The organism is Actinomadura latina NBRC 106108, assembly GCF_001552195.1.
Taxonomy (GTDB): Bacteria; Actinomycetota; Actinomycetes; order Streptosporangiales; family Streptosporangiaceae; genus Spirillospora; species Spirillospora latina.
The window spans coordinates 1-23,709 of sequence record NZ_BCQS01000029.1 but is presented as its reverse complement, the minus strand read 5'-3'; the positions used below and the strand labels follow the sequence as shown (position 1 = coordinate 23,709).

Below are 23,709 nucleotides of genomic sequence, written 5' to 3'. Positions count from 1 at the left end.
CACAACTACAGCGGAGAAGCCGAGCCGTTCACTTCACGGCGAAGGCCATGTTCGGCGGGCTCTGTTCCGGGGTCAGCCCGTCGGGTTCTTGCGGGGTATGGGGGGCGGCACGTGTGCACGGATCGGGCCGGAACAGGAGAGACCCGTCTGACCATGCCTTCGTCGGGCAGGAGACCGGGCGTATAAGCCGATGGTGAAGTCGTTCGGAGGGCAGCGGGAGTCCGAGGGGGCCGTAGTACCGGCCGGGTGTCGAGGAGACGGGACGGCGGGGAAGGGCCCTCGCTTTGATCACGCTTGTGGCGAGGGTAAGCGCGAGGGCATGACCGGGGATCCCCGGTCCAACCACCCCGGCGGGCGTCGGTCTGCCGTAGCGGAAGGCGGGGCAGGTCGCGTTGATGGCCGCCCGTCGAGTGCGAAAGTGCGACGACTTCAACGCAGGCTATGGGCTGCGGCCAAGCAGTCTCCGGAGCGGCGCTTTCACGCCCTGTATGACCGTGTCCACAGAGGTGACGTGCTGTGGGAGGCGTGGCAGCGTGTCCGGGCCAACAGAGGGGCCGCCGGGGTTGATCGGGTGACCCTGGCGTTGGTGGAGGAGGAGTACGGCGTCCAGCGTATGCTCGCCGAGCTTCAGCATGACCTTCGCGCAGGTTGTTATCGCCCCGCGCCTGCCAGGCGTGTGGAGATCCCGAAATCACAGGGTGGCAAACGGCCGCTGGGTATCCCCACGGTCCGCGATCGTGTGGCTCAGCAAGCCGCCAAGCTGGTGCTGGAACCTATCTTCGAGGCCGGCTTCTTGCCGGTGTCGTATGGGTTCCGGCCGAAGCGGTCGGCGACGCAGGCGATGGAGCGGCTCCGTACGGGCTTCATCGAGGGTCAGGTGTTCGCGGTCGAGTTCGACATCGTCAACTTCTTCGGTGAGATCGGCCATGACCGGTTGCTCGCCGAGGTCGGGGGGCGGGTGTCGGATCGGCGGATGCTCAAACTGGTCGGTTCGTGGCTGCAAGCGGGTGTGATGGAGGGCGGGGAAGTCACGCGGATGGTCGCGGGCACCCCGCAAGGTGGCGTGATCTCGCCTCTGCTGGCCAACATCTATCTGCACGTCCTGGACACCGAGCTGGCCCGCCGCAGGGTGGGTGAGCTGGTGCGCTATGCCGACGACGGCGTGGTGCTGTGCCGCAGCATGGCACAGGCACGGACGGCCCTGGCCGTGGTCGAGGAGATCCTCGGCTCGCTGGGGTTGCGGCTGCATCCGGACAAGACGAAGGTCGTTGACCTCAGAGAGGGCCGGGAAGGACTCGACTTCCTCGGCTGCCACTTCAGAGCCCGCTTCTCGGGCCGGGTGTGGGAGAAGTACGGGAAGATCCGCTACTACCTGCACCGATGGCCGAGCCAGGCGGCGATGAAGAAACTCCGGTCCAGGGTCCATGAGCTGACCGACCGCCGCCGGTCGGGAACGGATGTCCGCGCGGTGATCGCGGACTTGAATCCGATCCTGCGCGGCTGGGGCAACTACTTCCGAACCGGGAACGCCGCCGCCAAGTTCCGCCAGATCGACCGGTATGTCGTTTATCGGCTCCACCACCTGATGGTCAGGAAACGGGGTCGTAATCTGCGCGCCGGACGAGCCGCTGAGTGGAACGAGGAGTGGTTCAACGGGCACGGCCTGTACCGCCTGCGAGGCACCATCCGCTACCCAGGAGCTGCGTAGCCATGTCAAGAAGATCATCGGTAAGCCGTATGCGGGAAAACCGCACGTACGAGCTTGAAAGGGGGACGGGGAATCGGGCCTCCACGGCACCGCGCCCCTGACTACCAATGACTGAGAAGCTTTGGCGGATCGAGCCGTCCGGGCCGCTGCGCGGGGACGTCACCGTGCGAGGGGCGAAGAACGCGGTCAGCAAGCACATGGTCGCGGCGATGCTGGGGGACGGGCCGAGCACCATCGGCAACGCCCCGGACGTCGGCGAGGTCGGCATCACGGCGGGCATGCTGGAGCACGTCGGGACGACGGTGGAGCGGTCCGGCGGCGAGGTGACGGTCGTCCCGGGGCCGGTGGCCGACCCGAGCGTCGGCAAGGCGTTCACCGGGCTGAACCGCATTCCCATCCTGATGCTGGGGCCGCTGCTGCATCTGACGGGTGAGGCGTTCGTGCCGCTGGTCGGGGGCGACCCGATCGGCAGGAGGCCCGTCGACTTCCATGTGGAGGCGCTGCGGGCGTTCGGCGCCGAGATGACCTATGCGGCCGACGGGATTCACGCGCGGGCGTCGCGGCTGGTGGGGACGCGCATCGAGTTGCCGTATCCGAGTGTCGGCGCGACGGAGACCGTCCTGCTGGCGGCCGTGCGGGCGCAGGGGAAGACCGTCATCCGCAACGCCGCGATGGAGCCGGAGATCGTCGAGCTGGCGCTGTTCCTGCAGCGGATGGGCGCGCGGATCTCGTTCGCACCCGACCGGCGGATCGTGGTCGAGGGCGTCGAGCGGCTGAGCGGCGCGCAGACGAGGCTGGACGGCGACCGCATCGAGGCGTTCTCCTACCTGGTCGCGGGCCTGGTGACCAGGGGAGAGGTGCGCGTGCACGGGTGCCCGCAGGACCGGCTCGTCACCGCGATCACGACGCTCACCCGGATGGGCGCGCAGTTCGAGATCACCGACGACTGGATCATGGCGTCGGCGCCGAACGGGTTGCATCCGGCGGCGGTGCAGACCGACACCCATCCCGGGTTCGCGACGGACTGGCAGACGCCCCTGATGGTGTTGTTCACGCAGGCCGAGGGCATGTCGGTGCTGCACGAGACCGTCTATGAGAACAGGCTCGCGTATGTGCCGGCGCTGCAGAGCATGGGCGCGGAGATAGAGGTCTACGACACCTGCCTGGGCGGCCCGGCCTGCCGGTACCACGACACGGCGGCGCTGCACTCGGCTGTTGTGCGGGGCGTCACCAAGCTCCGGGGCGGGGACGTGACCATGCCCGACATCCGGGCCGGGTTCTCGGCGGTGCTGGCGGCGGCGGTCGCGGAAGGGCCGTCCACGCTGCGGGGCGTCCACCACATCGAGCGCGGCTACCACCGGCCGGTGGAGCAGTTCCGGACGCTCGGGCTCGTGCTCCAGGAGGGTTAGCGGACAATCACCGAACCGGGCCAGGTGAAGGTGAGGGCGCCGCCGACGGGGAGGTTGCGGTTCACCGTGGCGGCGTCCTCAGGCGGGATCTGCTTGCGGCGGGCCCACTCGGGGGGCGAGGCTCCTGCCCGGCGCCGCCAGGCGATGTCGCACAGGCCCGCGAAGTACTCGGACCTGGCCATGTCGCCACGGTCGGCGGCGCTGAGGGACGTCTCGCGCTTCTTCGCCTTGCGCTGCGCCCGCGTCCGCCGGCGCGGGTCGCCGGGTGTCTCGGCCGTCTCGGTGAAGCCGCCGCCGCCCGCCGCGGCCCGTCCGAAGACCCCGGAGGAGAGGCCCAGCTCCGCCTCGGCCAGGTAATGGACGAGGTCGTGCGGGATGTGGTCGTCGTATCCGGGCGCGGGATCCATCCGGCGCGGGTGCTGCCCGGGAACGGTGACGACGGTGGCGTACCGGCGTTCACCCGTCCGTTCGAAACTCACGTCCATGTGGCCAGGCTAGGCCGCGCCGCACGCGGCACGCATGTGCTTTTCCGGCCGGTGGAGACGCTGCCGAAACTGATCCACCGCTCGCCGAAGAGACTGGTCCTTGCCTGGTGATGGCCGAAACGTACAAGACGGGTGCGGGGACGGCGGCCAAGCTGGAGTCATGGACATCGCCAAGGCTTCCGACTTCATGGCCATGCACGCGCGGACACTGGATCGCCGGCGCTTCGAGCTGCTGATCGGGGAGGGCGACAGGGACGCGCTGCTGGCCGCGCTGAACGCCTACCGGAACCCCGACGGCGGGTACGGGCACGGGCTCGAACCCGACCTTCGGTCACGGACGAGCCAGACGGGTCCCGCACTGCACGCGTTCGAGGTCTTCGAGGAGCTGGCCCCCGTCACGGCCCCGGAGGCCGTCGCGCTCTGCGACTGGCTGGAGTCGGTGGCGCTGCCGGACGGCGGTATCCCGTTCGCGCTGCCCATGCCCGACCCGGCCGGGTCCGCGCCGTTCTGGGCGGGCGCCGACACGCGGACGTCCTCGCTGCAGATCACCGCCGTCGTCGCCGCCATGGCCCACCGCGTCGCCGTCCACGATGAGGCCGTCGCCAAGCATCCCTGGCTCGACCGTGCGACGCGCTACTGCCTCGACACCGTCCGGACGAAGGACGAACTGCACGCGCTGGAGCTGGCGTTCACCATCTGGCTGGCCGACGCCGTGGAAGACGGCGACACCATCCGCCTGCTCGGCGGGCACATCCCCGAGAACGGTCTTGTGCGCGTGCAGGGCGGTCTGGAGGACGAGACGATGCGGCCGCTGGACTTCGCCCCGTATCCCAGACGTCCGGCACGCGGCCTCTTCAAAGAGGACATCGTGAACGCCGAGCTGCGGCGCCTCGACGAGCAGCAGCAGGACGACGGCGGATGGCGCGTCGACTTCGCGAGCTACTCGCCCGCCGCCGAGCTGGAATGGCGCGGCTACACGACCGTCAAGGCCGCCTCCATCCTGACCAGGAGCGCACGCTAGAGCGCGCAGCGGAAACGGGTGGTCCGCCACGTCGCCGATCTGCGTCAAGGGTGCGGCAGGGACCCGCGTCGGCTCCATGCCGGGGCGGGAGTGCGTGGGATCCTTGAGGCGCAGGCCACATCCGACGGCACCGGAGGCTCCCGATGGACAATGGCCCGGGCTACACGGCGCTCACGCCGCTCGCGTTCCTCAGCAGGTCGGCGGAGGTGTTCCCCGCCAAGGCCGCCTACGCCCATGGGGACCGCCGCGCGACGTACGCCGAGTTCGCCGCCGAGGTGACCCGGCTCGCGAACGCGTTGAAGGCGTCCGGGATCGGGGCCGGGGACCGGGTCGCCTACCTGGCGCCGAACGTTCCCGAGCTGCTCGCGGCCCACTTCGCCGTGCCGCTGGCCGGGGCCGTCCTCGTCGCGATCAACACCCGCCTCGCGCCGGAGGAGATCCGCTACATCCTCGGCCATTCGGGCGCGAAGATGCTCGTCGTGGACGCCGGTCTGCATCCGTCCGTCGCGCCGATCGCGGGCGGGCTGCCGCAGGTCGTCACGGTCCCGGCGGCCGGCGCGGACGGCGACCCGGCGGTCGGCGGCATCGGCTACGGCGAGCTGCTGGCCCGCGGCTCCGGCGACGAGCTGCCCTGGAACGTCCGGGACGAGAACGCCGCCATCTCGATCAACTACACGTCCGGCACCACGGGACGTCCCAAGGGCGTCGTCTACACGCACCGCGGCGCCTACCTGAACGCGCTCGGCGAGGTCCTGCACTCGCGGCACACGCCGGACAGCGTCTACCTGTGGACGCTGCCGATGTTCCACTGCAACGGCTGGTGCACTCCCTGGGCGCTCGCCGCGGTCGGCGGGACGCAGGTGTGCCTGCGCGCCGTCGTCGCCGGAGAGGTGTGGCGGCTCATCGACGCCGAGGGCGTCACGCATCTGAACGGCGCCCCGACCGTGCTGGTGACGATCGCGAACGCGGCGGAGGCGCATCCGCTGGAGCGCCCGCTGACGGTCACGACCGCGGGCGCGCCGCCGAGCCCGACGATCATCGGGCAGATGGAGGAGCTCGGCGCGCGCATCGTGCACGTGTACGGGCTGACGGAGACCTACGGGCCGTACTCGGTGTGCGAGCCGCAGCCCGGCTGGCCGGACCTGGCCGCCGGCGACCGGGCCCGGCTGCTGGCCCGGCAGGGCGTCGGGATGATCCAGACGGACGGGCTGCGGGTCGTCGACGAGGGCATGAACGACGTCCCGGCCGACGGGGAGACGCTCGGCGAGATCGTCATGCGCGGCAACAACGTGATGAAGGGCTACCACCGGGACGAGGAGGCCACCGCGAACGCGTTCCGGGGCGGCTGGTTCCACTCCGGCGACCTCGGCGTCCGCCACCCGGACGGCTACGTCGAGCTGCGCGACCGGTCCAAGGACATCATCATCTCCGGCGGAGAGAACATCTCCACGGTCGAGGTCGAGCGGGCCATCGACTCGCATCCGGCCGTGCTGGAGGTCGCCGTCGTCGCCGTGCCGGACGAGAAGTGGGGCGAGCGCCCCAAGGCGTTCGTCGTGCTCCGCGACGGGCACGACGTGACCGGGACGGAGCTGGTCGAGCACGTGCGCACGAGCCTCGCCCGGTACAAGGCGCCCGACACGGTGGAGTTCGTGACGGAGCTTCCCAAGACGTCCACCGGGAAGATCCAGAAGTTCCAGCTCCGCGAGAAGGAGTGGGCCGGGCGCGAGAGCCGCGTCCAGGGCTGAGAACCCTTGCCGCATCGGCCCTCCCGGCGGCGTGAGGACGGGTGGTTCCGGGGAAGTGTTCCCTGGGCGAGGGCCGGGCCGCCGGCCGTCCGTCGAGAGGGGAGCGTGATGGCGCCCACCGGGAGGCCGACCGGGAACGTGCTGATCGTGGGGGCGGGCCCGACGGGGCTGCTGCTGGCCGGGGACCTGGCCGCGGCGGGCATCGGCTGCACGGTGCTGGAACGCCGCCCGGAGGAGACGAGCAACCTGACGCGGGCGTTCGCCGTGCACGCCCGCACCCTGGAGATGCTGGACGCGCGCGGTGTCGCCGCCGAGCTGATCGGCACCGGGGAGCGGGTCGGCGCGCTGCGGCTGCTCGGCTCGACCGTGCTCCACCTGTCCCGGCTGCCCGGACGCTTCCCGTTCGTCCTCGTCACGCCGCAGTACGAGACGGAACGCGTCCTGAAGGAGCGGGCGCTCGCGGCCGGCGCGGAGATCGTGCACGGCGCCGAGGTCGTCGGGCTCCGCCAGGACGCGGCGGGCGTGGACGTCGATGTCCGGACGGCCGAAGGGGAGACCGGGACGCGCCGCGCGTCTTACGTGGTGGGCGCGGACGGCGTCCGCAGCACGGTGAGGCGCGAGCTGGGACTGCCGTTCCCCGGGCAGGCGGCGGTGCGGTCGGTGATGCTCGCGGACGTCCGGCTGGACGAGGCGCCCGCCGACGTCCTCACCGTCGGCGCGGTCGGCGACGCGTTCGCGTTCCTCGCCCCGTTCGGCGACGGCTGGTACCGGGTGATCGCCTGGAACCGGCGGCACCAGGCCGCCGACTCCGAGCCCGTCGACATGGCCGAGCTGCGGGAGGTGACCGCCCGCGCGCTCGGCACCGACCACGGCATCCGGGACCCGCGCTGGACGTCACGGTTCCACAGCGACGAACGGCAGGTCCCCCGATACCGGACGGGACGGGTGTTCCTCGCCGGGGACGCCGCGCACGCCCACTCGCCGGCGGGCGGGCAGGGCATGAACACCGGGATCCAGGACGCGGCGAACCTCGGCTGGAAGCTCGCCGCCGAGCTGTGGGGCTGGGCGCCGTCCTGGCTGCTCGACAGCTACCACGAGGAGCGGCACCCGGTCGGGCGGCAGGTGCTGCGGGGGAGCGGCGCACTGCTGCGGTTCGTGCTCGCCGAGCCGCGCTGGCTGCGCGCGGCGCGCGGCTCGGCGGCGTGGGCGGCGACCCACTGCCGGCCGGTCGCGCGGCGGATGGCGGGCGCCGTCTCCGGCATCGATATCGCCTATCCGGCGCCGCGCGGCGCGCACCGGCTGACCGGGCGGCGCGCCCCGGACGTCCCCCTCGCCGGCCCCCCGGCGCGGCTGCACGAGCTGCTCGGCGACGGGATGTTCGTGCTGGTCGTCGCGGCGAACGACCCGGCGGTCACCTACCTGGCGACCAGGCGGTGGGCGGGCCGCGTGCACTGCGTGCCGGCCGGCGGCGCGACCCGGACGACCGCGCTCGTGCGCCCGGACGGCTACATCGCGTGGGCCACCGACGAGACCGCGCCGGACCGGCGCGCCGCCGAGATCCGCGACGCGCTGAACCACTGGTGCGGGCATCCCGCCGACCGGGCCGTCCACGAGCCGCGCCGGATCGAGGGCGTGCCGGCGAGCGAGAACGAGCGGAGGACCTGACATGGCGGAGGGCACGGGGGGCCGCAACGTCGCACGCAAGCTGATCGCCTCGCATCTGGTGAGCGGCGAGATGACGCCCGGCACCGAGATCGGGATCCACGTCGACCAGACCCTCACCCAGGACGCGACCGGCACGATGGTGATGCTGGAGCTGGAGGCCCTCGACCTCGACCGGGTCAAGACGGACGTGTCGGTCCAGTACGTGGACCACAACCTGCTGCAGGCCGACGAGCGCAACATGGCCGACCACATCTTCCTGCGGTCCGCCGCCCGCCGGTACGGGCTCTGGTACTCCAAGCCCGGCAACGGGGTCTCGCATCCGACGCACATGCAGCGTTTCGGCGTGCCCGGCGCCACGATGGTCGGCTCCGACTCCCACACGTGCGCGGCGGGGTCGCTCGGCATGCTCGCGATCGGCGTCGGCGGGCTGGAGGTCGCGATGGCGATGGCCGGGGAGCCGCTGCACGTGACGATGCCGGAGATCTGGGGCGTCCGGCTGACGGGGGAGCTGCCGCCCTGGCTGAGCGCCAAGGACGTGATCCTGGAGATGCTGCGGCGGCACGGGGTGCGCGGCGGCGTCAACCGGATCATCGAGTACCACGGCCCCGGCATCGCGGCGCTGACCGCGATGGACCGGCACGTCATCGCCAACATGGGCGCCGAGCTGGGTGCGACGACGACGGTGTTCCCGTCGGACGAGCGGGTCCTGGAGTTCCTGCGCGCCGAGGACCGCGAGGACGGCTTCACCGAGATCGTCGCCGACCCGGACGCGTCCTACGACGTCGCCGACGAGATCGACCTGTCGTCGCTGGAGCCGCTGATCGCCCGTCCCAGCTCGCCCGGCGACGTGGTCCCGGTGCGGGACGCCGCGGGAGAGGAGGTCCACCAGGTCGTCGTCGGGTCGTCGGCGAACCCTGGGCTGCGCGACTTCGCGTCCGTCGCGGCGATCGTGAAGGGCCGCCAGGTGCACCCGCGGGTGTCGCTGGACGTGAACCCGACGTCCCGGCAGATCCTCGTCGACCTCACCCGGATGGGCGCGACCGCCGACCTCGTCCAGGCCGGCGCCCGCATCCACCAGACCGGCTGCATGGGGTGCATCGGCATGGGGCAGGCTCCCGCGATCGGCCGCAACAGCCTGCGGACCGTCCCGCGCAACTTCCCCGGACGCTCCGGCACCAAGGACGACCTGGTCTGGCTGTGCTCACCGGAGACCGCCGCTGCCGCCGCCCTCACCGGCCGGATCACCGACCCGCGCGACCTCGGCATGGACCCGCCCGCCGTCCGGCTGCCCGAGAAGTCCAGCGTCAACGTCGACATGCTCGAAGGCCCGCCGCCCGAGGACGAGGCGCGCCGCGTCGAACTCGACAAGGCCCCCAGCATCGGCGTACTGCCCGAACTGGACCCGCTCCCGGACGAGTTCGAGATCCCCGTCGCCATCAAGGTCGGGGACGACGTGTCCACCGACGAGATCCTGCAGGCGGGCGCGCGGGCCCTGCCGTTCCGCAGCGACATCGCCCGGCTCGCCGACTTCACGTTCATCCAGCTCGACGAGCGCTACCCGGAGCGGGCCCGCGAGGCCGGGCCGCACGCCGTCGTCGGCGGGCGCAACTACGGGCAGGGGTCGTCCCGCGAGCACGCCGCGATCGCGCCCCGCCACCTCGGGCTGCGGCTCGTCCTGGCGCGCGGCTACGCGCGGATCCACTGGCAGAACCTCGTCAACTTCGGGATCCTGCCGCTCGAATTCGCCGACGGGGCCGACTACGACCGCGTCGAGCAGGGCGACGTGCTGCGCGTCGAGAACGTCCGGGACGCGCTGAAGGCCGGAGACGAGATCGTCGTCCGCAACGTCGGCAAGGACGAGACGTACCGGGCGCGGCACCGCCTGTCCGCACGGCAGCGGGACCTGGTCGCCGCCGGCGGCCAGATCCCGCTGCTCCGCGAACGCCGGGCCGGCCGGCGGGACCGCGGGGAGTGACCCGCGGCCCCGACCGGCGCTCTCCGCTCCGCCGGAGCCCGGCTTCAGGCGCCGGTCAATACCGGCGCTCCTCGCGGCCGTAGCCGAGTTCCTCGGCGACGTCCGCGACGTTCTCGTACTCGCGCTTGGGCAGCGTCCGCAGCTGCTCGACGGCCTCGTCCGGCGCGCCGCCCTCGGCGGCGTGCCGGATCAGCTCGTTCGGGCGGGCCGGGTAGCCGACCCCGGTGAGCATCCGCGCGAGGGCGCTGCGGCCCTCGACGTCCTGCGCGCTCATCCCGGGCGGGGAGCCCTCCCGTTCGCCGGCGGCCGCCCGGGTCGGGTCCGCGGGGGCGTCGTCGGAGAACGGCTCGGTCTCCTTGAACTCCTCGGCGTGCGTGGGATGCCCGCCGCTGACCATGCCCCGCGTCTCGTGGGCGATCTCGTCGTCGACCTTCGGGCTGTGCTTGTCGCTCATGTCCGGCATCGTTTGTTCCTCCCTGCGCGCCTACCGGGGAGACCGTTCCCGGGCGCCCGCGTCCAAACATGCGGCCCCGGCAGCGTCCGAACATGCGGCCCCGCGCAGCGTCAGGACGACCGGCGCATCAGCCGCAGGACCCGCCGCACCAGCGAGTTCGCCCCGCCCGCGTCCGGCGGGGTCTGCTCCGGGGGCCCCTCCGCGCCGGGGTCCGCGGCGGGCTGCGGCTCCGGCCGCTCACCGGCCACCTCGTAGATGACCGGCAGCGAGCGCAGGCCGCGCATCAGCGGGGACGAGCGCCACGGAAGCTGGTCGGCGGGCAGCGCGAGCCGCAGGGAGGCGAACCGGTCGAACAGCCGCTCCACCGCGATCGTCGTGATGGTGGTGGCGAGATCGCGGCCGAGGCAGGCGTGCGGGCCCGCGCTCCAGGCCAGGTGGGCGCGGGAGCTGTAGATGGAGTCCGGCGTCGCCGACGCGGTGAAGGCCGGGTCCAGGTGCGCGGCCGCGGGCGACACCATGACCGGGTCGCCGGCCGCGATCTGGAACCGGCCGATGCGGGCATCGGCCTTGGCCCACCGGAAGGACAGGTTGGCCATCGGCGGGTTCGCCGCCGCGGCGCGGTTGATCGCCTCCTGGATCATCCCGGCGGACATGCTGTCGCCGGCCCTCGTGCCGCCGATCAGCACCTCGGTGATGGTGTTGCAGATCAGCGTCCCCGTCACGTCGCCGACGAGCCCCGTCATCATCGCCATCTCGCGGGTCAGCTCCTCCGCGGTCAGGTCCGGGACCGCGGCGAGCATGAGGGACGGCAGGTCCGCGCCGGGGGAGGCCACCCGCGCTGCGCACACGTCCGCGACCCGGGCGATCAGCCGGTTCGACGCCTCCTGCGCCTCGGGGCCGGCGTCCATCACCCGCCACAGGTCGATGATCAGCTCGTCGTCGCCCTCGCCGCCGGTGCCGAGCAGCCGCCCGATCACCATCAGCGGCAGCGGCCGCGCGTACTGCGCGGACAGGTCGGCCCAGCCGGACGGGCCGCCGTTCTCCGACAGCACGGTGATCAGCTCGTCGGCGTGCCGGCGGACGGCCTGCTCCAGCGACTTCGCCTCGGGCCGGGTGCGGTCCTGGAACGGCCGCAGGCCCTCGCTCCAGGCGCCGCGCAGCCGGGTGGAGTCGGCGCCGTCCCGGAACCCCGAGTTGTCGGACTCGACCACGGGCAGCATCGGCCAGTCCGCCGGGACGGACCCCTCCCGGTACCGCCGCCAGCTGCCGACCCGCTTGCTCCAGATGCCGCGGGTGTCGCGCAGGATGTCGAGCGTCTGGGCGTAGCCGAGGACGAGCCACACCGGGACGCCGAGGACGTCCACCGGCGCGACGGGCCCGTACTCCGCGCGCAGTCGCTCGTAGAAGACGGCGGGGCGGGACTCGTAGTCACGGTTCAGCAGCGGCTGGACGGCGAGCGCCTCCAGCGGCGGATGCGCGGGGGCGGGCTCTGCCTGCGGCGTCTGGGGTTCCACGTGCACAAACCCTAGGAGAGATCGATCTCCGCTGGCGCGCTTTGCGGTGGAATGTCCCAAGATGATCTTCCAGGACGGGGCCAATTGGCCGAGCCCCTCGCCGGTATGTGAGGCTGGGGGTGCCCTAAGAGAGCTGGAGGTCCGCATGGCCGACTCATCAGGAGAACCCGCCGACGGAGAGGACGACGTGAAGCGCAGGTTCCGGGAGGCCCTGGAACGCAAGCGCGGAGCGGCGGACAAGAACACCGGTGCGTCCGGCAAGAGCGGCTCGAAGGTGCGCGGCAAGCACGACCGCGCCGATCACCAGCGGCAGTTCCGCCGCAAGAGCGGCTGACGGCCCGCACCACCGACCGGTCCCCCGCGCCCGCCGCGCGGGGGTCCACCCGCCCGCCGGGTCAGCGGGCGTAGAGCTTCCTGGAGTAGTTGGCCTCGGCGTAGTAGTTCTCCAGTTGCTCCAGGTTCTCCTCGGTGTACTGGACGTCCTTGACGATCTGGGCGTGCGACGGGAGCGCCTCCGGATCCCAGGTCTCCGGCTTCCACAGCTTCGAGCGCATCAGCGCCTTCGCGCAGTGGAAGAAGATCTGCTCGATGTCCACGATCAGGGCGAGGGCCGGGCGGTGGCCCTTGACGAGCATCTCGTCGAAGAACGGCGCGTCCCTGACGAGGGTGGCGCGGCCGTTGACGCGCAGGGTCTCGCCGCGTCCGGGGACGAGGAAGATCAGCCCCACGTGCGGGTTGCTCAGCACGTTCATGAACCCGTCGGCGCGGCGGTTGCCGGGACGGTCCGGGACGGCGATCGTCGTGTCGTCGAGGACGTGCACGAACCCGGGCGGGTCGCCCTTGGGGGAGACGTCGCAGTTGCCGTCCGCGTCGCTGGTGGAGATCAGGCAGAACGGGGAGCGGGCGAGCCACTCCCGGTCCCAGGCGTGCAGCGTGGCGCGCTCCTTGTCGATCGCGCGCCGCATCGGGGCGCCGAGCAGCTCGCGCAGTTCCGCCGCGGACGTGATCGGGGTGGACTCGGGGGCGAGCGTCATCGCCGCTCCTTCCGCCGGGAAAACGGAAGATCAGCCTAACCCGGTGCTTTCCGGGTGCCGGGAGGCGGGGGTCAGCGCTTCGGCGCGTAGCGGCGGACGCCGTGCTCGTCGTGGGCGTCCAGGACGCCCCGGTCGGCGAGGACGTCCAGGTGGGCCTCGATCTCCAGGACGGCCAGCATCCGGCTGAACGCGTCGAGGTCGCCGAGCGCGCGCCTGCGGCGCGTCCACGGCATGGCCCCGGCGACCTCGAACGCCGTGCCGCGGCCCGCGCGGACCTGCGCGGCGGCGGCGTCGAGGCGCTTGGCGTGGTGCTCCAGCAGCTCGTCGATCCGGACGTGCACGCTCGGCTTCACGGGGCCGTGCGCCGGCAGCAGCAGCGTGTCCGGCATGTCGCGGACCAGCCGCAGCGACTCCAGGTAGCTGCGCAGCGGTTTCGGCTCCGGCTCGGTCTCCAGCCCGATGGACGGCGTGATGTGCGGCAGGATGTGGTCGCCGGCGAACAGCAGGCCGTCGGCGGCGTCGCGCATGACGATGTGGCCGCGCGTGTGGCCGGGCGTGGCGAACACGTCCAGGCCCCGCGCGGTCAGGCCGACGCGCTCTCCGTCGTCGAGCCAGGCGTCCGGCAGGGTGTGCGGGACGTCGCGCTCGGAACGCTCCACCGGCTGCGCGGCGATCTCGTCGGCCAGCGCGCCGGCGCCGCATAGGCGCAGCTTCTCGACCTGCCGGGGGTGCAGGCCGCGGTTCACATCGAACGCCTCGATGGACGTCCGCTCGCCGCGGCCGATCCGCACCCGTGTGCCGAACGACTCGCGCAGTGCGAGCGCCTGCGAGTAGTGGTCCCAGTGCGCGTGGGTGACGAGGAACTGGGCCACGTCCTGAAGTCCGTGGCCGAGCGTGCGCAGGGCCTTCTCCATGGACGCGCGCGTGTCGGGCATCGCCCAGCCGGAGTCCACGACGACGAGGCCCTCGGGGTCCTCGATGACGTACACGTTGACCGCGTGCAGCGACGGGATGGGCAGCGCCAGGGGGATGCGGTGCACCCCCGGCACCACCGGATGAGCGCCCGGCTCGGTCCAGTCAGTCGGCTGCTCCACGACCGGTGCCGTCACCGCGCGCCCCCTCGCAAATCGAATCTCGTTCTGATCGAACCTACTTCATCCCGAACATCCCTTTCGCTGCCGGGGCGGCGGTCACCCGCGGCGAGCGTCGTGGTCGGCGGCGCGGCGGGCCTCGGCGGCGGCCTCGCGGGCCTCGCGGGCCGCCTCTTCCGCGCGGGCGCGGTTCTGCTCGGCGCGCTCCGCCCGGCGGGACGCGGCGTCCCGTGCGGCGACGGCGCGGTCCAGTTCGTGGCGGAGCCGGCCCACCTCGGCGGCGGCCTCCTCGGCTTCGCGCTTCGCCGCGTCCGCCAGTTCCCCGCGCTCGGCGAGCCTGCGGCCGGCCTCCTCGGCGCGCTTGCGCAGGGTCTCCGCGCGCCGCGCCCGTGCCGCGCTCGTCCGCGTGACGTCCGGCTTCGGCTCCTCCCTCTTGGGCGGCCTCTCCCTGGGCTCCGGCTTCGTGCGCCGCTCTCGGCCCGGCGGCGCCATGGGGAAACCGGCGGGAACGAAACCCGTGTGGCTGCGCGGCTGCGCGAGGCGCCCCGCGCGGACCTCCTCGGCGATGTCCGCGTCCACGGTGGCGGCCTGGAGGGTGTCCTCGACCTCCCGGACGGCCTGCTCGCGCAGGGCGCCGCCCGCCTCCGCGGCGAGTTCACCCGCGGCCCGGACCAGCGAGCCGACCAGGCCGGCGCGGCGCTGCTCCAGGTCGCGGAGGCCGCTGCCGGAGCCCCACGCCGACCGCATCTCGGCCCCCACGTCCAGCAGCCGGTCCAGGTCGCCGGCGGCCGAGCGGCTGAGGAGGTTCACCGCCCACGCCGACAGCGTCGGGCGCCGCAGCGCGCCGATGCGCCTGGCGAGCGCCGCGTCGCCGTCCCTCCTGGCCTCCTGCGCCAGCCGCTTGCGGGCCGCCACGAACTCCGCGGGCAGGACGCCGTAGAGCTCGTCGGCCGCACTGGAGAAGTCCACGCCTGATCTTTACCCCTCCTGCGGCCGGTGGACCGGGGTGGACGGTACGGAGCGGGGCTGCCTATACTCGTCTACGAGTACTCGTGCACGAGGAGGGCGGAATGGCCAAGCGGCGCAAGGTGAGCAACATCCTCGGGCTCGCCGTGCTGTCGACGGTCTCCGCCAGGCCGATGCACCCGTACGAGATGGCCGCCCTGATGCGCGCACGCGGAAAGGACCGCGACATGGACATCAAGTGGGGGTCGCTCTACACCGTCGTCGGCAACCTGGAGAAGCACGGGTTCCTCGCCGTGGAGGGAAGCGCCCGGGAAGGGGCGCGGCCCGAGCGGACCGTCTACCGCATCACGGACGAGGGGCTGGCGGAACTCGCCGACTGGGTCCGGGAGCTGATCGCGGTGCCCGAGCGGGAGGTGCCGCGGTTCGAGGCCGGGCTGTCCGTCCTCGGCGCGCTGGGGCCGGACGAGGTGGCCGGGCTGCTGCGCAGGCGCCTCGATGCGCTGGAGCGGCAGATCGCCGCCGACCAGGCCGCGATGGCGGCGGAGACCGAGATCCCGCGCCTGTTCCTGATCGAGGCGGAGTACGACCTGGCGATCAGGCGCGCGGAGGCCGCGTGGGTGCGCGGCTTCCTCGCCGAGATCGAGGACGGCTCGCTGCCGGGCCTCGGCATGTGGCGGGCGTTCCACGAGACCGGCGAGCTTCCGCCCGAGATCGCCGAACTGGCGGAGAGGGGAGCCCCCGAGAGGACGTAGCGAGGAGAAGGCCCGGCGGCGGTGCGGCAACACCTCCGCCGGGCCGGAGAACCCACCACCGAGAATCCGCGCGGAGCGGGGCCTGGCGGCGAGCACGCGACTCCAGCCTATCCGGCCCCCCTCCGCAGAGCATGTTGCGCTGCAACGGAGGAGACCATGGCGTATGCCATCGAGGCCGAGGGCCTCGTGAAGAACTACCCCGGGGGCGTCCGGGCCCTGGACGGCCTGTCCATCGCGGTCGGGCAGGGCGAGATCCTCGGGCTGCTCGGCCCCAACGGGGCGGGCAAGTCCACCACCGTCAAGATCCTCACCACGCTGGTCCGGCCGGACGCGGGTACCGCGGCCGTGGCCGGGCACGACGTGCTGCGCCGCCCCGACCGGGTCCGCCGCGTCATCGGCGTCGTGTCGCAGAAGTCCGGCGCCGACCCCGAGGCGAGCGGGCGCGGCAACCTGGTCCTGCAGGGCCGCCTGTACGGGCTGTCCGGGACGCGGGCGCGCACCCGGGCCGCCGAGCTGCTCGCCCGGTTCGGGCTGGAGGACGCGGCGGGCCGTCCCGTGAAGACCTACTCGGGCGGGATGCAGCGGCGCCTCGACGTCGCCCTCGGGCTCGTCCACCGCCCGCAGGTGCTCTTCCTCGACGAGCCGACCACCGGGCTCGACCCGGAGGCCCGCGCGTCCATGTGGGCCGAGATCGCCCGGCTCGCCGGGGACGACGCCCTCGCGATCCTGCTGACCACCCACTACCTGGACGAGGCCGACCGGCTCGCGCGGCGGCTCGCGATCGTCGACGAGGGGCGGGTCGTCGCGGCGGGCACGCCCGACGGCCTCAAGGGCGAGCTGCGGGGCGACGCCGTCCACGTCGAATGGCGGGAGGCGCCGCCCGAGCCGGTGGTGCGGGAGGCGCTCGGCCGGCTGCCCGGCCTCCGCGAGGTCGTCCTGGACGGGCCGCGCCTCAGCGCCCGGACCGGCGACGGCGCCGCCGCCGTGCCGGCCGTCCTCGCCGCCCTCGACCAGGCGGGCGTCCCGGCCGCCGCGGCGACCGTCGCGCGGCCGTCCCTCGACGACGTCTACCTCCGCTACGCCGGACGCCGCATCGCCGACGCCGAGCCCGCCACCGCCGGAGGTGCCCGGTGACCGCCCTGCCCACCGAAGACCTGCCCGCCAAAGACCTGCTGACCGGTACCTGGTGGATGACCCACCGGCGGCTGTCGGCGCTGCTGCGCAACCCCGCAGTGCTCGTCATGACGCTGGCGCAGCCGATGATCTGGCTGTTCCTGTTCGGCGAGCTGTTCAAGAAGGTCGCCGAACTGCCCGGGTTCGGCGCGCAGTCCTACCTCGACTACATCGTGCCCGGCGTCGTGATCATGAACGCGGTGGCGCTGAACTCGTTCGCCGGGATGGCGACCATGGACGAGATCGAGCGCGGCACCCTCAACCGGTTCCTGGTCACCCCGGTGCGCCGCGGCGCGCTCGTGAACGCGGGCGTCGTCGAGCAGGCCCTCAGCACGGCGTTCCAGTCCCTGGTGATCATCCTGTTGGGCTGGGCCGCCGGGGCCGGCTACCCCGGGGGGCCAGTGGGGCCCGCGGTGCTCGTCGCGACCGCGGTGCTGATCGGCGTCGTCCTCGCCGCACTGTCGAACACGCTCGCGCTGCTCGTCCGGGACCGCAACACCATCATCGGCCTCAACGTGATGCTGCTGCTGCCGCTCACCTTCCTGTCGTCGGCGTTCATGACCAAGGACCTGATGCCGTCCTGGATCCGGCACGTGGCCGCCGTCAACCCGGTGAGCTGGGCCCTCGACACCGCCCGCGCGGCACTGTCGGGAGACCCCGACTGGAGCTCGGCCGCCGTGCACGGCTCCTGGCTGCTCGCCCTGACCGCGGCCAGCGTGGCGCTGGCGACCTACTCGATCAGGAGCTACCAGAAGTCGCAGTAGGGCCGTCGCAGTAGGGACGGGGCGGTGCCCCGCCGACCCGGCCGCCCGCTGTCCGGCCGGGTCAGCGGGAGTCCAGGAACCGGTCCAGCACGCGCGTGCCGAACGCCAGGCCGTCCAGCGGGACCCGCTCGTCCACGCCGTGGAACATCCCGAAGTAGTCGAGGTCCGGCCCGAGCAGGAGGGGCGCGAAGCCGAAGCCGGTGATGCCGATGCGGTGGAAGGACTTCGCGTCCGTGCCGCCCGCCATCACGTAGGGGACGGGACGGGCGTCCGGGTCCTCGGCGCGGAGGGCGTCCGCGAGCGCGGCGAACGTCGGGCCGGCCGGGTCCGCGGCGGGCGCCTCCTCGCGGTTGACGAACTCGCGGGCGACCTTCGGGCCGAGCAGCCGGTCGATCGCGGCCAGGAACTCCTCGCCGGTGCCCGGCAGGTAGCGGGCGTCGACCTGCGCGGTCGCGGTACCGGGCACGACGTTGATCTTGTATCCGGCGTCCAGCCGGGTCGGGTTGGCGGAGTTGCGGATCGTCCCGGCGAACAGCCGGCCGGCGCGGCCGAGACGCGCGGCCTCCGCGTCGAGGCGGTCGTGGTCGATGGTGGTGCCGAGCGCGTCCGCCAGGCCGTCCAGCAGGGCCCGCACGCCCGGCGTCAGCCGCACCGGCCACTCGTGCGCGGCGAGGCGGGACACGGCGTGCGCGATCTCGGCGACCGCGTTGTCGGGCGCCGGCTTGGACCCGTGCCCGGCCGTGCCGCGCGCCGTCAGCCTCATCCACATCGTGCCGCGCTCGCCCGTCGCGATCGGGTAGATCCGCGTTCCGCCCGCGTCCACGCTGAACCCGCCGGACTCGCTGATCGCCTCCGTGCACCCCTCGAAGACCTCCCGATGCTCCCGCGCCACGTAGCGGGACCCGTACTCGCCGGTGCACTCCTCGTCCGCCAGGAACGCCAGGACCAGGTCGCCGCGCGTGCGCCGCCCCTCGCGCAGCCGCCGCCGCACGACCGCGAGGGTCATCGCGAGGCTGCCCTTCATGTCGACGGCGCCGCGCCCCCACACGCAGCCGTCCCGCACCTCGCCGGAGAACGGCGGCACGGTCCACTCGGCCGCGTCGGCGGGCACCACGTCGAGGTGCCCGTGGACCAGGAGCGCCGGACGGGACGGGTCGGTGCCGGAGATCCGCGCCAGCACGCTCGCCCGGCCGGGCGCCGGCTCGACGATCGTCGCCTCGACCCCGGCCTCGTCCAGCAGCCCGGCGACGTACTCCGCCGCGGGCCGCTCCGGACGCGCCACGCCCTCGCCCCGGTTGGTGGTGTCGAACCGGATCAGATCGGCACAGATCCGTCCCGCCTCACCGCCCGCTCCGCCGTCCATCGCACCCCCGATTTCCGCAATGAGGCTTCATTTTCCTCGGGCGCTGACCTGTGTCAATGGGGAGGCGCTTTCGGATGGTGTGTCTGATGGCGGTGGGATCGCGGGGGTTGGGGTGATGCATGATCAAGAACGTCTCGATCCGGTTTCGACTCCGTCAGCGCTGTGTGCAAACGCTCACCCCGAGTACGACGCTGCCAGCAATCTAGGTGCGGCGGGCGGCCAAGCGCCCGCGGCGCGACGACCCGATCGGCCGAGGAGGAGCATGACCAGCCAGAGGGGTGTGCGAGGGAAGGTCGCGGGGGTCGTCGCGGTGGCGCTCGCCGCGTCGCTGGGCCTGTCCGGCTGCGGCGGCGATGAGGCGGGGGCGGGCGACGGGACGTTCACCGTCGGGCACTCCGAGCCCGACCACCTGGTGCCCGCCAACACGACCGGCAGTTACGCCTTCGACGTGATCACCGAGCTGTTCGACAACCTGATGACGCTCACCGCGGACGGCAAGGCCGTCCCGCTGGCCGCCGAGTCGGTCACCTCGGACGACCAGAAGGTCTGGACCATCAAGGTCAAGCCGGGGCAGAAGTTCCACAACGGGGAGCCGGTCACCGCGCAGAACTTCGCCGACGCGTGGAACAGCGCCGCGTACGGGCCGAACGCCATGGGCGCGAACTCCTACTTCTCGTCCATCAAGGGGTATGCGGCGATGAACCCCGAGGACGAGGACGCCAAGCCCCAGGCCGACACGCTTTCGGGTGTGGAGGTCACCGGCGCGGACACGATGAAGGTCACGCTGAACGCTCCGTTCAGCCAGTTCCCGCTGCTGCTGACCTATCCGGCGTACGCGCCTATGCCCAAGGCGGGGTTCAAGGACCTGAAGACCTTCGACGAGCACCCGATCGGCAACGGCCCGTACATGATGGACGGCGACTGGGAGCGCAACAAGCAGATCAAGCTCGTCGCGTTCCCCGGGTACGCCGGGCCGCGCAAGCCGAAGAACAAGGGCGTGACCTGGAAGAGCTACTCCAGTGCCGACACCGCCTACACCGACCTGCGCGCCGGGCGGATCGACGTCCTGCAGACGATCCCGGCGGCGAAGGTGCCCGAGGCCAAGCGGCTGCTCGGCGACCGGTTCCTCACCCGGAAGATGAGCACCACCGACTACCTCGGGTTCCCGCTGTTCGACAAGCGGTTCGACGACCCCGACCTGCGCAAGGCCGTCTCGATGGTCATCGACCGCCAGGGCATCAACAAGGCGGTCTACAACGGCGACTACTTCCCGGCCGACTCGCTCATCCCGTCCATCATCCCGGGCCATCGCGACAACGCGTGCGGCGAACTCTGCACCTATGACCCGGCGAAGGCCAAGCAGTTGCTGGCCAAGGCCGGCGGGTTCAAGGGGACGATGGAGCTGTACTTCTCCAACGCGCAGCCGACCTACGCGCAATGGATGCAGATCGTCGCGAACTCCCTGCGCGACAACCTCGGCATCACCGACATCCAGTTCCGGCAGGTCCCCGCGTCCGACTACTTCTCCATGCTGAGGGAGCACAAGGAGAAGGGCCCGTACCGGCAGAACTGGGAGGCCGACTACCCGAGCCCCCAGAACTACCTGGAGAACATGTGGGGCCCGGACAACCGCATGGGCTGGGAGAACAAGGAGTTCAACGACCTCATCGCGAAGGCCGACAAGACGGCCGACCCGCAGCAGGCCCTCGCCCTCTACAACCAGGCCGAGGACATCGCCGTGCAGGAGATGCCGATGATCCCGCTGTGGACATGGGCGGGCCAGGGCGGCCGCTCGAAGAACGTCGACAATGTGACGATCACCCCGTTCTCTACGGGCCTGATCGCCACAGATGTGACGGTGAAGTAACCGGCGATGTGGCGCTACGTCCTCCGGCGGCTCCTGCAGGCGGTCCCCGTCTTCATCGGCACGACGCTGCTCATCTACGTGATGGTGTTCGCGCTTCCGGGCGACCCGATCCAGGCGCTCGCCGGGGACAAACCGGTCCCGGACAACGTCCTGCAGACACTCCGGGACCGGTACAACCTGAACGACCCGCTGCTGGTGCAGTACGTGAAGTACATGTGGGGCCTCGCCCAGGGCGACCTGGGCGAGAACTACACCGGCCAGAGCGTGTCGGAGATGCTCAGCGGGCGGTGGACGGTGACCGCGCAGCTCGCCGTCACCGCCTGGATCTTCGAGCTGGCCATCGGGATCGCGCTCGGCACGTGGGCGGGCCTGCGCCGCGGGAAGCTCGCCGACACCCTCGTCCTCGGCGGGACGACCCTGGTCATCGCGGTCCCGGTGTTCGTCCTCGGCTACGCGGCGCAGCTGCTGTTCGGGCTGCACTGGCAGATCTTCCCCACGGCCGGGACGGACGAGGGCTGGCCGATGAGCTACCTGCTGCCCGGCCTCGTGCTCGGCTCGCTCGGCCTGTCGTACGTGGCGCGGCTGACGCGGACGAGCCTGTCGGAGAACCTGCGGGCCGACTACGTGCGCACCGCGAACGCCAAGGGGCTGTCGCGGGCGCGCGTGGTCGGCCGGCACGCGCTCCGCAACTCGCTGATCCCGGTCGTCACCTACCTCGGCGTCGACTTCGGCAACCTGATGGGCGGCGCGGTCGTGACCGAGGGGATCTTCAACCTGCCGGGCGTCGGGCAGCAGGTGTTCCAGTCGATCCAGCTGAAGGAGGGCCCGGTCGTGGTCGGCGCGGTCACCGTGCTGGTGCTGATCTTCCTGCTGGTCAACCTGATCGTGGACCTGCTGTACGGGGTGCTCGACCCGCGGATCAGGTACGAGTGAGGCGCGCATGACGATCAAGGAGCCGGACGCCGGGCCGCCCGGCGCCGAAGCGGGGCCCGCGACCGAGGCGGGGGCCGCCGGGGCGGGCGCCGCCGCGGTCGCCGCCGCGGGCGGCGAGATCGGCCGGGCGTCGCTGTGGCACGACGCGTGGCGCGATCTGCGGCGCCGCTGGGTGTTCTGGGGGTCGGTGGCGATCCTCGCGGTCGCGACGGTGATGGCGGCGCTGCCGAGGCTGTTCACCGCGCAGGACGTCAACCGGGGCTGCGACCCGAACGCCGCCAAGCTCGGCCCGTCCGGCGGCCACTGGTTCGGCACCGACCTCGCCGGCTGCGACTACTACGCGCACGTCGTGCACGGCGCCCGCCCGACGCTGCTGATCGGCGTCGCCGTCACCGCGTTCGCGCTGCTGATCGCGCTCGTGCTCGGGCTGCTCGCCGGGTACTACGGCGGGATCCTGGACACGCTGATCGCGCGGGTCACCGACGTGTTCTTCGGGCTGCCGTTCGTGCTCGGCGCCACGGTGATCCTGGTGGCGTTCCCCTCGCACGGCGTGTGGGCGATGACGCTCGTGCTGGTGCTGCTCGGCTGGACGACGATGATCCGCATCATGCGGGGGCAGGTGATCTCCGTCCGGGACGCCGACTTCGTGCAGGCGGCGCGGCTGCTCGGCGCGTCCGACCTGCGGGTCATGGCCCGGCACATCCTGCCGAACGCGATCGCCCCGGTGATCGTGGTCGCCACCCTCAACGTCGGCAACGTGATCGTGTTGGAGGCGACGCTGGACTTCCTGGGCGTCGGCCTGCAGTACCCGGAGGTCTCCTGGGGGCTCCAGCTGAACCAGGCGAAGGACTCCTTCATCGACCACCCGCACCTGCTGGTGTTCCCCGCCGTGTTCCTGTCGGCGACGGTGCTGAGCTTCCTGATGCTCGGCGACGCCGCCCGCGACGCCCTCGACCCGAAGCTGCGGTGACCCCATGCTCACGGAACTGACGGACGACCCCGCGCCGCCGCCGCTGCTGCGCGTCGACGACCTGCACGTCCGGTTCCGGGTGCGCGGCCAGGACGTCCACGCGGTGAACGGCCTGTCGTACACGCTGGACGAGGGGGAGACGCTCGCGATCCTCGGCGAGTCCGGGTCGGGCAAGAGCGTCGCCGCCCAGGCCGTCATGGGCATCCTTGACGTGCCGCCCGCCCGCGTCGAGCGCGGGTCGGTGCGGCTGCGCGGCGAGGAGCTGCTCGGCCTGCCCGAGCGGCGCCGCCGCGCCTACCGCGGCGACCGCATCTCGATGATCTTCCAGGACGCGCTGACCGCGCTGAACCCGGTGTTCACCGTCGGCGACCAGCTCCGCGAGATGTACCGGGTGCACCGCGGGCTCGGCCGCAGGGCGGCCCGGGACAAGGCCGTCGAGCTGATGGAGCGGGTGCGGATCCCGTCCGCCGCGAAACGGTTCGGCGACTACCCGCACCAGTTCTCCGGCGGCATGCGGCAGCGCGTCATGATCGCGATGGCGCTGGCGCTGGAGCCGGACGTCCTCATCGCCGACGAGCCGACCACCGCGCTGGACGTGACCGTGCAGGCGCAGATCATGCGGCTGCTCGCCGGGCTCCAGGACGAGCTGCGCATGGGCATGGTGCTGATCACCCACGACCTCGGCGTCGTCGCCGGCGTCGCGGACCGGATCGTCGTCATGTACGCGGGGTCGGTCGCCGAGCAGGCGCCCGCCCGCGAGCTGTACGCGCGGCCCGCGCACCCCTACACCCGGGGTCTGCTCGCGTCGGTGCCGCGACTC

21 protein-coding genes are annotated in these 23,709 nt (G+C 72.3%); 14 read left to right on the top strand and 7 right to left on the bottom strand.

The genetic code is table 11. The features are described from left to right. The first annotated feature begins 190 nt into the window (after positions 1-190). Both ltrA and murA read left to right on the top strand, forming a co-directional pair. Entirely contained in the window at positions 191-1,708 is a 1,518-nt protein-coding gene (ltrA, locus tag AL2_RS29455) for a group II intron reverse transcriptase/maturase (RefSeq protein WP_446651557.1), read from the top strand. A gap of 107 nt (positions 1,709-1,815) precedes the next feature. Further along, complete coding sequence (gene murA / locus AL2_RS29450; RefSeq protein ID WP_067639342.1) at positions 1,816-3,117, top strand: UDP-N-acetylglucosamine 1-carboxyvinyltransferase; 1,302 nt, start codon at positions 1,816-1,818, stop codon at positions 3,115-3,117. Here the strand turns inward: murA and AL2_RS29445 are convergent. Next, positions 3,114-3,602, bottom strand: coding sequence for a hypothetical protein (locus tag AL2_RS29445; protein WP_067639340.1), 489 nt, complete (start codon positions 3,600-3,602; stop codon positions 3,114-3,116). The two genes, murA and AL2_RS29445, sit on opposite strands and share 4 nt — an antisense overlap. 160 nt (positions 3,603-3,762) lie before the next feature. Between AL2_RS29445 and AL2_RS29440 the strand changes: the two genes are divergently transcribed. The 4 genes from AL2_RS29440 (at position 3,763) to AL2_RS29425 (ending at position 10,008) form a co-directional block, all read left to right on the top strand. Next, the gene (locus AL2_RS29440) at positions 3,763-4,623 is read left to right on the top strand and encodes a hypothetical protein (protein ID WP_067639338.1); all 861 of its coding nucleotides are present in this window, start codon (positions 3,763-3,765) and stop codon (positions 4,621-4,623) included. Positions 4,624-4,766: 143 nt separating this feature from the next. Continuing rightward, the gene (locus AL2_RS29435; RefSeq protein WP_067639336.1) at positions 4,767-6,368 is read left to right on the top strand and encodes an acyl--CoA ligase family protein; all 1,602 of its coding nucleotides are present in this window, start codon (positions 4,767-4,769) and stop codon (positions 6,366-6,368) included. Between the two features lie 108 nt (positions 6,369-6,476). Continuing rightward, entirely contained in the window at positions 6,477-8,033 is a 1,557-nt protein-coding gene (locus AL2_RS29430) for an FAD-dependent monooxygenase (RefSeq protein WP_067639334.1), read from the top strand. Between the two features lies 1 nt (position 8,034). Then, a complete protein-coding gene (locus tag AL2_RS29425; protein ID WP_067639332.1) occupies positions 8,035-10,008 on the top strand; it encodes an aconitate hydratase in 1,974 nt (657 codons plus the stop codon). Positions 10,009-10,063: 55 nt separating this feature from the next. On the opposite strand, the gene AL2_RS29420 is transcribed toward AL2_RS29425, so the two are convergent. Next, positions 10,064-10,462 carry a DUF2795 domain-containing protein gene (locus tag AL2_RS29420; RefSeq protein WP_245667025.1) on the bottom strand — a complete coding sequence of 133 codons (399 nt, stop codon included), beginning with the start codon at positions 10,460-10,462 and terminating at the stop codon, positions 10,064-10,066. Between the two features lie 110 nt (positions 10,463-10,572). After that, positions 10,573-11,976, bottom strand: a complete 1,404-nt coding sequence (locus AL2_RS29415; protein WP_067639327.1) for a cytochrome P450 family protein — start codon at positions 11,974-11,976, stop codon at positions 10,573-10,575. A gap of 145 nt (positions 11,977-12,121) precedes the next feature. On the opposite strand from AL2_RS29415, the gene AL2_RS29410 reads away from it, so the two are divergent. Beyond that, a complete protein-coding gene (locus AL2_RS29410) occupies positions 12,122-12,310 on the top strand; it encodes a DUF5302 domain-containing protein (protein WP_067639324.1) in 189 nt (62 codons plus the stop codon). Between the two features lie 61 nt (positions 12,311-12,371). Here the strand turns inward: AL2_RS29410 and AL2_RS29405 are convergent, their stop codons facing one another. From AL2_RS29405 to AL2_RS29395, 3 genes are all read right to left on the bottom strand, one after another. Beyond that, on the bottom strand, positions 12,372-13,010 hold the full coding sequence (locus tag AL2_RS29405; RefSeq protein ID WP_067639322.1) for a pyridoxamine 5'-phosphate oxidase family protein: 639 nt from the start codon (positions 13,008-13,010) through the stop codon (positions 12,372-12,374). 71 nt (positions 13,011-13,081) lie between these two features. Continuing rightward, on the bottom strand, positions 13,082-14,119 hold the full coding sequence (locus AL2_RS29400; RefSeq protein ID WP_067639320.1) for an MBL fold metallo-hydrolase: 1,038 nt from the start codon (positions 14,117-14,119) through the stop codon (positions 13,082-13,084). 81 nt (positions 14,120-14,200) lie between these two features. Next, on the bottom strand, positions 14,201-15,070 hold the full coding sequence (locus AL2_RS29395; RefSeq protein WP_067639318.1) for a hypothetical protein: 870 nt from the start codon (positions 15,068-15,070) through the stop codon (positions 14,201-14,203). A gap of 101 nt (positions 15,071-15,171) precedes the next feature. Between AL2_RS29395 and AL2_RS29390 the strand changes: the two genes are divergently transcribed. From AL2_RS29390 to AL2_RS29380, 3 genes are all read left to right on the top strand, one after another. Next, complete coding sequence (locus AL2_RS29390) at positions 15,172-15,819, top strand: PadR family transcriptional regulator (RefSeq protein WP_067639316.1); 648 nt, start codon at positions 15,172-15,174, stop codon at positions 15,817-15,819. A 156-nt stretch (positions 15,820-15,975) separates the two neighbouring features. After that, on the top strand, positions 15,976-16,953 hold the full coding sequence (locus AL2_RS29385; protein ID WP_067639314.1) for an ATP-binding cassette domain-containing protein: 978 nt from the start codon (positions 15,976-15,978) through the stop codon (positions 16,951-16,953). After that, positions 16,950-17,756, top strand: coding sequence for an ABC transporter permease (locus AL2_RS29380; protein WP_210747912.1), 807 nt, complete (start codon positions 16,950-16,952; stop codon positions 17,754-17,756). The genes AL2_RS29385 and AL2_RS29380 overlap by 4 nt, the downstream gene beginning before the upstream one ends. 61 nt (positions 17,757-17,817) lie before the next feature. Here AL2_RS29380 and AL2_RS29375 read toward each other — a convergent pair whose 3' ends face one another. Next, positions 17,818-19,119 (bottom strand): M20/M25/M40 family metallo-hydrolase, encoded by a 1,302-nt coding sequence (locus AL2_RS29375; RefSeq protein ID WP_067639312.1) that lies wholly within the window; start codon positions 19,117-19,119, stop codon positions 17,818-17,820. A 262-nt stretch (positions 19,120-19,381) separates the two neighbouring features. Between AL2_RS29375 and AL2_RS29370 the strand changes: the two genes are divergently transcribed. The 4 genes from AL2_RS29370 to AL2_RS29355 form a co-directional block, all read left to right on the top strand. Then, entirely contained in the window at positions 19,382-20,986 is a 1,605-nt protein-coding gene (locus tag AL2_RS29370) for a peptide ABC transporter substrate-binding protein (RefSeq protein WP_168444594.1), read from the top strand. 6 nt (positions 20,987-20,992) lie between these two features. Continuing rightward, a complete protein-coding gene (locus tag AL2_RS29365) occupies positions 20,993-21,919 on the top strand; it encodes an ABC transporter permease (RefSeq protein ID WP_067639308.1) in 927 nt (308 codons plus the stop codon). A 7-nt stretch (positions 21,920-21,926) separates the two neighbouring features. Next, on the top strand, positions 21,927-22,889 hold the full coding sequence (locus AL2_RS29360) for an ABC transporter permease (protein WP_067639306.1): 963 nt from the start codon (positions 21,927-21,929) through the stop codon (positions 22,887-22,889). Positions 22,890-22,893: 4 nt separating this feature from the next. Further along, a partial coding sequence (locus AL2_RS29355; protein WP_067639304.1) for an ABC transporter ATP-binding protein occupies positions 22,894-23,709 on the top strand: 816 nt, incomplete at its 3' end.

Coding starts and splice junctions, on each gene's coding strand:
- AL2_RS29370 (WP_168444594.1), top strand. CDS start 19,382: ATGACCAGCCAGAGGGGTGTGCGAGGGAAGGTCGCGGGGGTCGTCGCG.
- AL2_RS29375 (WP_067639312.1), bottom strand. CDS start 19,119: ATGGACGGCGGAGCGGGCGGTGAGGCGGGACGGATCTGTGCCGATCTG.
- ltrA (WP_446651557.1), top strand. CDS start 191: ATGGTGAAGTCGTTCGGAGGGCAGCGGGAGTCCGAGGGGGCCGTAGTA.
- AL2_RS29410 (WP_067639324.1), top strand. CDS start 12,122: ATGGCCGACTCATCAGGAGAACCCGCCGACGGAGAGGACGACGTGAAG.
- AL2_RS29435 (WP_067639336.1), top strand. CDS start 4,767: ATGGACAATGGCCCGGGCTACACGGCGCTCACGCCGCTCGCGTTCCTC.
- AL2_RS29445 (WP_067639340.1), bottom strand. CDS start 3,602: ATGGACGTGAGTTTCGAACGGACGGGTGAACGCCGGTACGCCACCGTC.
- murA (WP_067639342.1), top strand. CDS start 1,816: ATGACTGAGAAGCTTTGGCGGATCGAGCCGTCCGGGCCGCTGCGCGGG.
- AL2_RS29390 (WP_067639316.1), top strand. CDS start 15,172: ATGGCCAAGCGGCGCAAGGTGAGCAACATCCTCGGGCTCGCCGTGCTG.
- AL2_RS29365 (WP_067639308.1), top strand. CDS start 20,993: ATGTGGCGCTACGTCCTCCGGCGGCTCCTGCAGGCGGTCCCCGTCTTC.
- AL2_RS29440 (WP_067639338.1), top strand. CDS start 3,763: ATGGACATCGCCAAGGCTTCCGACTTCATGGCCATGCACGCGCGGACA.
- AL2_RS29405 (WP_067639322.1), bottom strand. CDS start 13,010: ATGACGCTCGCCCCCGAGTCCACCCCGATCACGTCCGCGGCGGAACTG.
- AL2_RS29430 (WP_067639334.1), top strand. CDS start 6,477: ATGGCGCCCACCGGGAGGCCGACCGGGAACGTGCTGATCGTGGGGGCG.
- AL2_RS29385 (WP_067639314.1), top strand. CDS start 15,976: ATGGCGTATGCCATCGAGGCCGAGGGCCTCGTGAAGAACTACCCCGGG.
- AL2_RS29360 (WP_067639306.1), top strand. CDS start 21,927: ATGACGATCAAGGAGCCGGACGCCGGGCCGCCCGGCGCCGAAGCGGGG.
- AL2_RS29420 (WP_245667025.1), bottom strand. CDS start 10,462: ATGAGCGACAAGCACAGCCCGAAGGTCGACGACGAGATCGCCCACGAG.
- AL2_RS29425 (WP_067639332.1), top strand. CDS start 8,035: ATGGCGGAGGGCACGGGGGGCCGCAACGTCGCACGCAAGCTGATCGCC.